Origin of the sequence: Roseibium sp. (assembly GCF_039982295.1) — a bacterium.
GTDB lineage: Bacteria > Pseudomonadota > Alphaproteobacteria > Rhizobiales > Stappiaceae > Roseibium.
This window is the reverse complement of record NZ_JBDWYP010000076.1, coordinates 1-9928: the sequence shown is the minus strand read 5'-3', so window position 1 is coordinate 9928 and position 9928 is coordinate 1. Positions and strand designations below refer to the sequence as shown.

Sequence of the window (9928 nt, the reverse complement as noted above, 5' to 3'; positions counted from 1 at the left end):
ACATGTCGGGTGCGACGGACAAGGATGTGTTGGCCTATTGCATCGCGTTCGATCACACGCTGATCACTGTAAACGGCAAGGATTTTCGGAAGCTCTGCGGAAAACCAGACCAAATGCATCCGGGTCTGATCATAATTCCATCGGTCTCAAAGGCGCGTCAGATCCTGTCCATCGAGGCCGCACTCGCGTTGATCAATGAAGAAGCACCGCCAGAGACACCGCAGGATTGGATGGTCAACCGCGTCGTGGAGGTCAATTTCCAAGGTCTTGTAACGCATGCGGAATTGCCAAAGGACGGTACGTAGCGGTCTCTTGGACTGCTTGCGCTGCGTCGGCGAAGCCTCATCATACCGACGCTTTTGGACGTTGCGGCAGTTTTTCAGTTGAGACGTCTACAGTGGGTTCAGGCGGCGCTCACGCGCCGCCCTCATGTTTCAGGACGGGGATGCCCAACTTGCGGGATTTGTCGGCGAGGTTTTCCTGAATGCCAGTGCCGGGGAAGACCAGGACACCAATCGGTAGAACATCCAGCATCGCGTCATTGCGCTTGAACGGGGCTGAGCGGCCATGTTTCGCCCAGTCGGGGCGAAAGGCGACCTGCGGCACCTTTCGGTGATCAGCCCAGCGTGAGGCAATGAGTTCTGTGCCCTTGGGCGAGCCGCCATGCAACAGCACCATGTCCGGGTGCTTGGCATGGACCCGGTCGAGGCGTGCCCAGATCAGATGGTGATCGTTGAAGTCAGCACCGCCTGTGACGGCCACCTTGGGCCCCTCGGGCAGAAGCAGCTGCGCCTCGGCCCGGCGGCGCGCGGCAAGGAAATCCCGGCTGTCGATCATCGCCGCAGTCAGGTTGCGATGGCTGACGCGCGAGCCGCTCCGGGGATGCCAGGGCTTGGCGAGGTGATGCTCGAAACCTTCGGCTGCGAGGTCGCGGAAAAGCTCCAGTGCTGCGCGGCGTTCGAGCATGCTTTGCCCCTCGGCCAAAAGGCGCTCGAGTTCGAGGGACTTCACCTCGGAACCGTCCTGTTCCCGCTGCAGGCGGGGCTGCGCCTGCTCGTTGTCGTCGAGTTGCCGCTCGGTTCGGGCCAGCGCGCGATGGAACAGGTTGACCGTGCCCCAAAGCAGTTCGTCGAGTTCGGGTTCAAGTCGGGTATCGCCCAGCGTGGCGACCAAGGCATCGACGATATCTGTGACGGCGGCGGCGACCTGGTTGCCCTCAGGCAGCGGGCGGGGATCGGGTTCATCCTCATATGGACGCCAGCCATAAAGCTGGAGTTCGGTGAGGACGTGGTCGGTTGGTGAAGAACTGTGATGCGGCTCAACGGCTGCGCTTTCGTGCTCTAAGGTCATCTCGGGGCTCCTTTCTCGGGTGAGCCGCGCGACACACGCGGCCTTCGTGGCAGGAACGCGCCCACGGGCGGGAGGGGCGGGCAGCCAGAGCTCTTTGCGAGGGCCTTGATGGCCAAGCCCGGCTATTTTGTTTCGCGATGCAAAGCGCCCCATCGGGGCGCGGCGGAAAATAACCGGAGCGCGGCCATTGCCGGACCGTCCCGTTTGTGGGTCCCCTGCCCTCTGAGAAGGCCGTGCGCGCCGGCCATTCCACGAGGAAGGAGCCGCAGGGAACGAGCACGAAAGGTCATGCGATGAGCCGTACAGCGATTACCGACCCGTTCTTCCTCTGACCGCCAGAAAACGTGCAGCGTCCTCGGGATGCAGATGAAGCCGTAAACGGTCTTGCAGGGCGGCCACGCCGTAGCGTCGCAGATCATCGTTGAAGTCACCCAGCCGCGGGGTGAGTGTCAGCGCTTCGATCCCGGCGTCTTCTGCGCGAGAGCATAGCGTGTCCCTCGCAGCCGCACCGGCCGGATCGCGATCTCGCAGAACATAGAGCCGCCTGAGGCCTTCGGGGAACTGGATGGCAGCGAGGTGCGCCGCCGACAGCCCCGCGAGTGTGGCCATTGCAGGCAGGGCCGAGTGAACGGACAGAACGGTTTCGATGCCCTCGCCCGCGACGAGGACATCATCAACCGAGCCGAACCGCACCCCGTGGCCGAGTAGCGCGCCCATAGCCCGCCTCGGTGTCTCGACATCCGCCTTGTCGGTCCCATCCGGTCGCAGCCATGTGCGATGTGTCGCGGTCTGATGGCCGTCCAGATCGGTGATCGCAGCGAGCATCGCCGGAAGCCGGAGCGCTGGCCCACCGTTCTCGCACCGATAGTAGCACGTTGGATGGAACCGCAAGTTCGGCACCGGATTGAACAGACTGATCCTGCGGCTACGCAGATAGGACTCGGCTGGAGTGCCGCAGATCGGACTGCCCATCGCGAACAAGCGTCGTGCAGCTTCCGTTGATCCGACGGGCACCGGTGTCTGCAATCGGGCTGCAGTCGGCAATGACGGCTCCGGTGGTGGCAGGCTCAAAAACCGCCGCGCTTCTGCAGCGACATCCTTGAAGTCGTACAAGCCGCAGCTTTCGCGGATGATGTCCAGCAGATCCCCGTGCAGGCCGGATTGCGCATCGGTCCACTTGCCTGCAGCTCCTTTGCCATTCGCAGGTCCGGAAAGAAGGACATACATGGACCGCCCTGGAGCATTCTGAACATCACCGACAATCCAGTAGTGCCCCTGCCTCCTGCCGTTTGAAAGGTAATGGCGGCACACGGCCTCGGCGTTCTCGGCAAGGCGACGGGACAGTTCTGCGGCGGGGCTGTGCATATGGACCTCCTTCAGCAATAGACAAAAGAAGGGGCCCGCCATTGCTGGCGGACCCCTGTGGCCAGACCTCTTGGATGGGCCTCGACCTGCTCGAATGTCACTCGGCGGCTGTCTTGGCGAAGGCGTCCGCAGCGACGGGATCATCTTCGCCTGACACATCGAAATCTCCGATAGCCGGTTCGCCGCCGTCTTCCGCCCTTTGCCCTTCGCCTGCGTCAGTATCATCATCCGAAGTCGGTTCATCGAGGTTGTCGACCAGTTCGAACGCCGGGACATCCTCCTCGGGCAGAGGCGGCGTGCGCAGTGGTTCTGGCAACCAGCCGGTGCCCGCAAGCAGGTCCTCTGCGGCAGTGACCATCTCCGGTTTCTTGAGGCCTGAGATGCGGTCGGCGGCGTCCTCGCCCTTCGCCTCGTGAACGGCTTCAAGAATGCGGGCCTTGGTCACGCGACCGAGATAGCTATCGCCGGTTATCACCCAGCCTGCCTTGGCCATGTTGAGCCCGACGGTCCCAGCCAGTACATCCGCATGCGCGATCGCACGGGGGCGGCGCTGGTAGGGATCGTGGACGGCATTCACGCTCATCGCCACGCAATGGGCGAACAGCGCCTCGCGGCTGCAGCTGTCGAACTCGGTCAGGGTCTCCCAAAGGTCTTCCGACGCTTTGGGCAGGTTACGCGCCCAGGTCTCGTGCCGTTGGTCGATGGCCTGCGCATAGGCCGTGTCGCCAAGGCCCGGCACCTGCGACCCGAAGGCCGCGTTGCGCGGTTCGATCTCGACGCAGCTGTCGAGGCCGTAGTGGTAGAACAGCCGAAGCGTCATCGCATGGAGCGCCGCGAGGTAAGCGACCTGCGGTTCCTGCGCGAGTGCATTGCGGAGCGCCACCGTGCGATGGGCCGTCAGTTCCATGACGAGACGGTCGGAGAGCGGCTTGAGGCCGTCTTCTTCCTCCTCGTCTTCGGTGGCGGGTGAGACAAAGTCATCCGCATGTTCGACAATCGGCGCTTCAGCATCGACATCAGCGGACTCGTCCTGTTCCTCGACTGGTTCGTCCTCAGCGCGTACATGGCCGCGCTCAACGCGAAGCCGGCCAGAGCTGTCGATACTGACAAAGGCACCTGCCAAAGCCAGGTCTTCCGCCTCGAACCGGATCGGGCGGTCCTGCAGCGCTTCCATCGCCGTTTCGATCTCGCCGAGGCGTGCTTCGACGTCCTCGGGCAATTCATCCGCTTCGGCATGTTCCGCTTCGAGCGCGTCGTATTCGGCCTTCAGCGCCTGATAGTCGGCGGCCTCAGCGTCGCTCATCGGTTCTGCCTCGCCATGAATGCGCCGCATGCCAAAGGTGTGCCCATAGGGAAAGTCGGTGTCGACCTCGACCCACTTCCAGCCCTCGGCCTGGATCACTTCGGCCTCATCTGCCAGCTTCTCGGTCACCATGACGTCGAGCAGGCTGGCGTCCTGCAGCCAGCCGCCGTCGTCCTGCTGGAACAGGTCGCGCAGGATGTCGCCCCCTGCCTCGACGTAATTGTCGAGCCCAACGAACTGCGCCCGCTTGTCCGAGGCCCGCACGGCGCCTTCCGTCAGCATCCGGCGGATCTCGTAGGGCTGCTTGGAATAATGCCGCTGCAGCGCCTCCCAAACCTGCTCCTGCCGCGCGTGATCGGGATTGACCGTGAAGGCCATCAGCTGGTCGAGCGTCATTTCTTCGTCGGCGTAGACGTCATGCAACGCGGGTGCGACGGCGGCGAGCTTCAGCCGCTGCTTGACCACGCTGGCCGAGACAAAGAACGCGGCTGCAATCTCTTCCTCGGTGCGGCCCTTCTCGCGCATCGCATGAAAGGCGCGGAACTGATCCAGCGGATGTAGCGGCGCACGCTGGATGTTCTCGGCCAGGCTGTCTTCTTCCGCGAGGCCGTCCATGCGCACGACGCAGGGCACGAGGGCGGTCTTGTTCAAGCGCTTCTGCTTCACGAGCAGTTCCAGCGCCCGGAACCGCCGTCCCCCGGCCGGGATCGTGAACATCCCGGTCTCGGCACCGTTGTCGTCCAGCACGGGCCGAACCGTGATCGATGCCAGCAGCGTCCGCCGCGCGATGTCTTCGGCCAGTTCCTCGATCGACACGCCCGCCTTGACGTGGCGCACGTTCGACTGGCTGAGCATCAGCTTGTTGAAGGGGATGTCGCGGGAGGCGCTGAGGGTGATTTTCTGTTGCTTGGTCATCGGGATATCTCCGCGACGGGCCAGCCGGGAGCCACTCTCTCGACCTCCAAACCCGTCACAGAAAACCCGGCCCACCTCTCACTCTTAGGCGGCCCCGGACAGGATTGCAGTGTTTCCGCTGAAAAGAAATCGCCTTAGAGTGGAGCTAGAAACGGCGCGCTCTTGGCCCGCCTGCGCAATTTCAGGAATTGAAACCATGCTTTATTATCCGCATTACACACCAAGCCAAGAAAGGCTGCGTTCGCTACTTCTATTCAGTGACAAAGTTTCTCTGATTGTTCCGAATGTTGATCAATTCGGGGTAAAGCGTCGCCAACGTATCGACGAGGTTCTTTCGCAAGACGACAGCTTGATCGAAATGAAAGATCCTACATACCGTTACTCAGGGTGGATGGACAAAGATGGGGTAGCGCAGGCGACAGAGAACCTTATTGCCAAGCTGGTTGAAGAAACTGAACAAGAGGGAGACCTGACCCCAATTCACTTCGACCAGTACGGCCACGTAAGTCCTGGTCAAGACGATGAGATAGCTGTGCGTTGGTCGCAAAAGGGCTGGAAGTATGTTGCCGAGGAAAAATTCCCGCCGAATTTCCGCGACATTTTCTTCACTGACGGAATGGCCTTGCGCGTAGGGCATTTTAGAAACCCAGAAACCGGTGACGTAATCGAGCACAACGGTGTTTTGTGTCATCCTGTTCTGGCGGATTTCGTGCTGGCAAGAATGGCACGGGAGGCGTCAATCGTTGATGGTCTCCCAAGCATAACGTTTGGCGGCATCAACTATGTAAATCACCTCTTCGATGGTGATCAGACACATCGCGCAGATCGGTTTAAGCTCCTGCAGAGCTCTATGGATTTGTTTGTTCCAAACAATATCAGAAGCAGCAATATTCATGACTTCTTTTCGATCCGTCAGGAGTATGAGGGTGTTCGGCGGTTGGTCTGGCGATATCTTGAAGACATCTCTAGAGAACAGAATTTGGACTTAGAGATGAAAGATCAAGAGACCCTTCTCGAACGCCTAGAAGACGCACGAAATAGCATCGACGATGAGCTAACCAGTATCAAGAAACAAATTGGCCGCGACCGTTTCACTGCGGGTACTCTTTTCGCATTTGAAGCGGCGTCTACTATCGGTCTGGCAGCACTAGGGGCGCACTTGGGTGGGCCACTGGCGGCGGCCGGAACAACTAGCCTCGGAATTGCTGTCTTAGGAGGCGCTAGAAAAATGAGCACCCTTGGGAAAAAGCAGGACGGGACGGCGAAATCCATTGCCATGTCGATTGCCAAAATTGAAAGGCGGGGTGTGCCAGCAAGGCGAGCAGTCCCGAACTATTGGCTTTGATGGATCTTAAAACGGTCGGCTGCGCGCGAGTTGGAAAAGAAGACGCGCGCAGGCTCTATCCCTAGCGGGCCTTCTCCAACAGCGCCTTCGCCTTCCCCTCCATCACCAACCGCGCATCTTGCTGCTGCTTCGACCGAGCTACCGCGGTGATACCCTGCACGAAGTCGAAGACGCTTTCGGGCGGGCGGCCTTCCTCGGCCAACACCGTCTCGACGATGTGCCCCGATTCCGCCTTCGAGAACCCGCGCTTGCGGAGGAAGTCCTGACGATCCTCGTCTGTCCGCGCGACGATCTTCTCGCGTGATGCCCGGATGCCGTCGATGAATGGGGCTGGCGAAGACTCGGCAAAGCGGGTGAGCGCTGGGGCCGCCTCATGCGCGAAGCGGGACGCGGCATATTTGGAGTGGCGGATCTTGATCTCTTGAAAATCCTCCACGCCCCAGAGATTGCGGTTCTGGCAGACCGCGCGCAGGTAGAAGCTGGCGATGCCGAGGGTTTTGGCTCCGACCTCCGAATTCCAGCAATAGAACCCTCGGAAATAGAGGTCTGGCGAGCCGTCAGGCAGCAGCCCCGCCTCAATGGGGTTCAGATCATCGACCAGAAAGAGGAAGACGTCGCGGTCTGAAGCATAAAGTGTGGTGGTGTCTTTGGTGATATCGACCCGGGGATTGTAGATGCCGGTCGACCAGTCAAGTACGCCGGGCACCTTCCAACGCGTGTCGCCAGTGCCATTGCCCGCGATACGCTGGACGGCAGAGACCAGCTCGTGATCGTAGATGCGGCCATAGTCGGGCCCGGTCACGGCACGCAGTTCGGTGCGCCCGTCGCCGGTTTCCAGCGTCTTGATTTGTTCGGCGCGGTGGTTGGTCAGGCCGTATTGTAAGTTGATGCCTGCGAGTGGTGCGGGCAACTGGCGCAAATAGGCGGCAGGCGCGCCGACGAGGCTGGACAGTTGACCAAAGCTCCAATGCGTTGGCGCAATCGGCTCATCTGCTCCGGGCAAGACCAGCCCCAACTTCTCAGGATTGTCGCGATGCGCCTCGACCCGGATCGCAGCGCTCTCCACCGTGCGCGTCCGACTGCGCTCTGCGCGACCTTTGACTGAGGCGAAAAGGTCGTCGAGTGACAGGTAGCGCTCATCGTCGGGCCGCGAAAACCATTCGGACGACACGCGGTCCACGTTCGAGCCGCGAGACACATCCACCTTGTAGCCGCCGCTCGCATCGGGGCGCGCATTGAAATTCTGTTCCTGAATCATGGGAAAACCTCCACGACAGGCGCCGGAGGCCACTCCTCCAGCCCTAGCCCGTCACGGCTCCCCAAACCCATCTCTCACTCTCCCGCCGGAGTAGCCGCGCGTGCAAACGGCGAAATCTCGCAACCCCAATTCAATGCCGTTTTGCGATTCGGGCGGGTTGTGGCATTCTTTATGAATGGGGCGATTGCGCTGGCAATTCGTCCGCCGAGGACCTCGCCATGGACAGAATTCGGACTGACACGCATTCGAACTACGGCCTTTACGGTGCCTATATGTGCGACGCCAAGCTTTCCCATACTGCGACAGCCTACGCCAAAGCACGCCAGCGCATGCGGCAACTCGCTGTTTTCCCACATGGTTTTTTCTTGAAGGTCAGCGACCGTCTGTCATGCTTGGCCCTATGGAACCCACCGATCAAAGAAAGCACGGCGGCCAGACGGCACGCGATACCTCGACGGGGCGTTGCTCAATTAGGGCCGAAAATGCAGATCGTGATGTCGGGCGCGTGGGACGTGCAAGCGATGACCCGCGTCTGGTCAACTTGGTTCGCCTGCTGGCACGGCAAGCTGCAAGAAATTTTGTCGAAGCGGAAACCGCGCGTCATGGACAGACTCGCCCCCGCGATTAGGGAGGTGAGCATATGAAAGCAGCACTTTACGCACGGTATTCATCGGACAATCAACGCGATGCGTCCATTGAGGATCAGCTGCGCATCTGTCGTGCGCGTGCGGAACGCGAAGGCTGGACGATTATCGACAGCTATACGGATCGCGCGATCTCCGGTGCCTCGCTCCTCCGTCCAGGCGTTCAGGAACTGATCGCCGACGGACTCAAGCGACGTTTCGACGTAATCCTCACGGAATCGCTAGATCGGCTTTCGCGTGACCAAGAAGATATCGCCGGGCTCTACAAACGGATGCGTTTCGCGGATGTGAGCATCGTGACACTGTCTGAAGGCGAGGTCAGCGAACTGCATATCGGCCTGAAAGGGACGATGGGCGCGCTCTTTCTGAAGGACCTCGCGGACAAGACCCGGCGCGGCCTGCGCGGTCGGGTGGAAATGGGGAGGTCCGGCGGCGGTCTCTGCTTTGGCTATGACGTGGTTCGGACCGCGGACCCGGATGACCGAGGGGAACGCGAGATCAATCCGATCGAAGCGGCTGTCGTGCGGCGGATCTTCCGCGACTACCTTGCTGGGCAATCGTCGCGCACCATTGCAATGACCTTGAACGAGGAAGACATTGCAGGCCCGCAGGGCAAGGAATGGGGGCCTTCGACGATCCACGGCAACCCCAAGCGCGGCACAGGTATTCTCAACAACGAACTCTACATCGGGCGGCTGGTCTGGAACCGGCTGCGCTACATGAAGGATCCTGACACCGGCAGGCGAGTGTCTCGCCCGAACCCGGAAAGCGAATGGGTTGTGCACGAAGTGCCTGACCTGCGGATTGTCGATCAGTCGATATGGGATGACGTCAAGGCGCGACAAGCCAGCCTGGCGTTCGATACAACCGGGGACAGCGGCAATCCAATGAATGATCGCAGGCGGCCCAAGCACCTGTTGGGGGGCCTCATCAAATGCGGATGCTGTGGCGGTGGCTATTCGCTGATCTCAAAAGACCTGCTGGGTTGTTCGACGGCCCGGAACAAAGGGACATGCAGCAATCGGATGAATATCCGGCGTGATGCTTTGGAAGCTTCGATACTGAACGGATTGCGCAATCATCTAATGGTGCCGGAGCTCTTCAAGGAGTTTTGCGCGGAATTCACGCGCGAGGTGAACCGTCTTAGGATCGAGCGCGGCGCGGATTTGGTTGGATGGCAAAAGGAGTTTGAACGGGCTGATCGCGAGCTGGACAAGATGGTCGACGCCATCCTTCGAGGCTTCCCACCTGAGAAGCTGAAGGACAAGGCCGAGAAGCTGGAAGCACGCAAGGTCGAACTGGCCGAGCTGCTGGCGAATGCCGATGAACCACCGCCCTTGCTGCATCCGAACATGGCGCATGTCTATCAGGATCGGGTTGGCAAGCTGTGCGAGAACCTGCAGCGCGATGAGGACCGCGGACCAGCGGTCGAGGTTCTGCGGTCGCTGATCGAGCAAGTAACGCTCATGCCTGACAACGGAGAATTGGCGATCATCTTGCGCGGCGATCTAGGCGCAATCCTGCGGTTTGCGGCAGGAAAGAAAAACCCCGACTTCCTTTCGGAGGCCGAGGCGCTAGACAACTTGCTATCGCAAGGATCGTTGGTTGCGGGAGTAGGATTTGAACCTACGACCTTCAGGTTATGAGCCTGACGAGCTACCGGGCTGCTCCATCCCGCAACCAACGATCCTTGCGATAGCAAGTTGTCTAGCGCCTCGGCCTCCGAAAGGAAGTCGGGGTTTTTCTTT

At 60.5% G+C, this 9928-nt stretch carries 8 protein-coding genes, 1 tRNA gene and 1 pseudogene; 4 read left to right on the top strand and 6 right to left on the bottom strand.

Features of this window, described 5'->3' with window-relative positions; genetic code table 11:
* The coding region (locus ABJZ52_RS15555; RefSeq protein ID WP_348487812.1) for a DUF5615 family PIN-like protein at positions 1-305 on the top strand (305 nt) is incomplete at its 5' end.
* 109 nt (positions 306-414) lie between these two features.
* Here ABJZ52_RS15555 and ABJZ52_RS15550 read toward each other — a convergent pair.
* From ABJZ52_RS15550 to ABJZ52_RS15540, 3 genes are all read right to left on the bottom strand, one after another.
* The gene (locus ABJZ52_RS15550; protein ID WP_348487811.1) at positions 415-1350 is read right to left on the bottom strand and encodes a DUF2493 domain-containing protein; all 936 of its coding nucleotides are present in this window, start codon (positions 1348-1350) and stop codon (positions 415-417) included.
* A 309-nt stretch (positions 1351-1659) separates the two neighbouring features.
* Positions 1660-2715, bottom strand: a complete 1056-nt coding sequence (locus ABJZ52_RS15545) for a toprim domain-containing protein (protein ID WP_348487810.1) — start codon at positions 2713-2715, stop codon at positions 1660-1662.
* 97 nt (positions 2716-2812) lie between these two features.
* Positions 2813-4933, bottom strand: coding sequence for a ParB/RepB/Spo0J family partition protein (locus ABJZ52_RS15540; RefSeq protein WP_348487809.1), 2121 nt, complete (start codon positions 4931-4933; stop codon positions 2813-2815).
* Between the two features lie 196 nt (positions 4934-5129).
* On the opposite strand from ABJZ52_RS15540, the gene ABJZ52_RS15535 reads away from it, so the two are divergent.
* A complete protein-coding gene (locus ABJZ52_RS15535) occupies positions 5130-6278 on the top strand; it encodes a hypothetical protein (RefSeq protein ID WP_348487808.1) in 1149 nt (382 codons plus the stop codon).
* Between the two features lie 61 nt (positions 6279-6339).
* Here ABJZ52_RS15535 and ABJZ52_RS15530 read toward each other — a convergent pair whose 3' ends face one another.
* Positions 6340-7536, bottom strand: a complete 1197-nt coding sequence (locus tag ABJZ52_RS15530; RefSeq protein WP_348487807.1) for a DUF932 domain-containing protein — start codon at positions 7534-7536, stop codon at positions 6340-6342.
* A gap of 218 nt (positions 7537-7754) precedes the next feature.
* On the opposite strand from ABJZ52_RS15530, the gene ABJZ52_RS15525 reads away from it, so the two are divergent.
* Both ABJZ52_RS15525 and ABJZ52_RS15520 read left to right on the top strand, forming a co-directional pair.
* A complete protein-coding gene (locus ABJZ52_RS15525) occupies positions 7755-8180 on the top strand; it encodes a hypothetical protein (protein WP_348487806.1) in 426 nt (141 codons plus the stop codon).
* Positions 8177-9244, top strand: a pseudogene (locus ABJZ52_RS15520) (recombinase family protein); the annotation flags it as partial. The gene ABJZ52_RS15525 and the pseudogene ABJZ52_RS15520, both read left to right, overlap by 4 nt.
* 18 nt (positions 9245-9262) lie before the next feature.
* Here the strand turns inward: ABJZ52_RS15520 and ABJZ52_RS15515 are convergent.
* Positions 9263-9637, bottom strand: coding sequence for a hypothetical protein (locus ABJZ52_RS15515; RefSeq protein WP_348487805.1), 375 nt, complete (start codon positions 9635-9637; stop codon positions 9263-9265).
* Positions 9638-9782: 145 nt separating this feature from the next.
* Positions 9783-9859 (bottom strand) — tRNA-Met (locus ABJZ52_RS15510).
* Positions 9860-9928 lie beyond the last annotated feature (69 nt).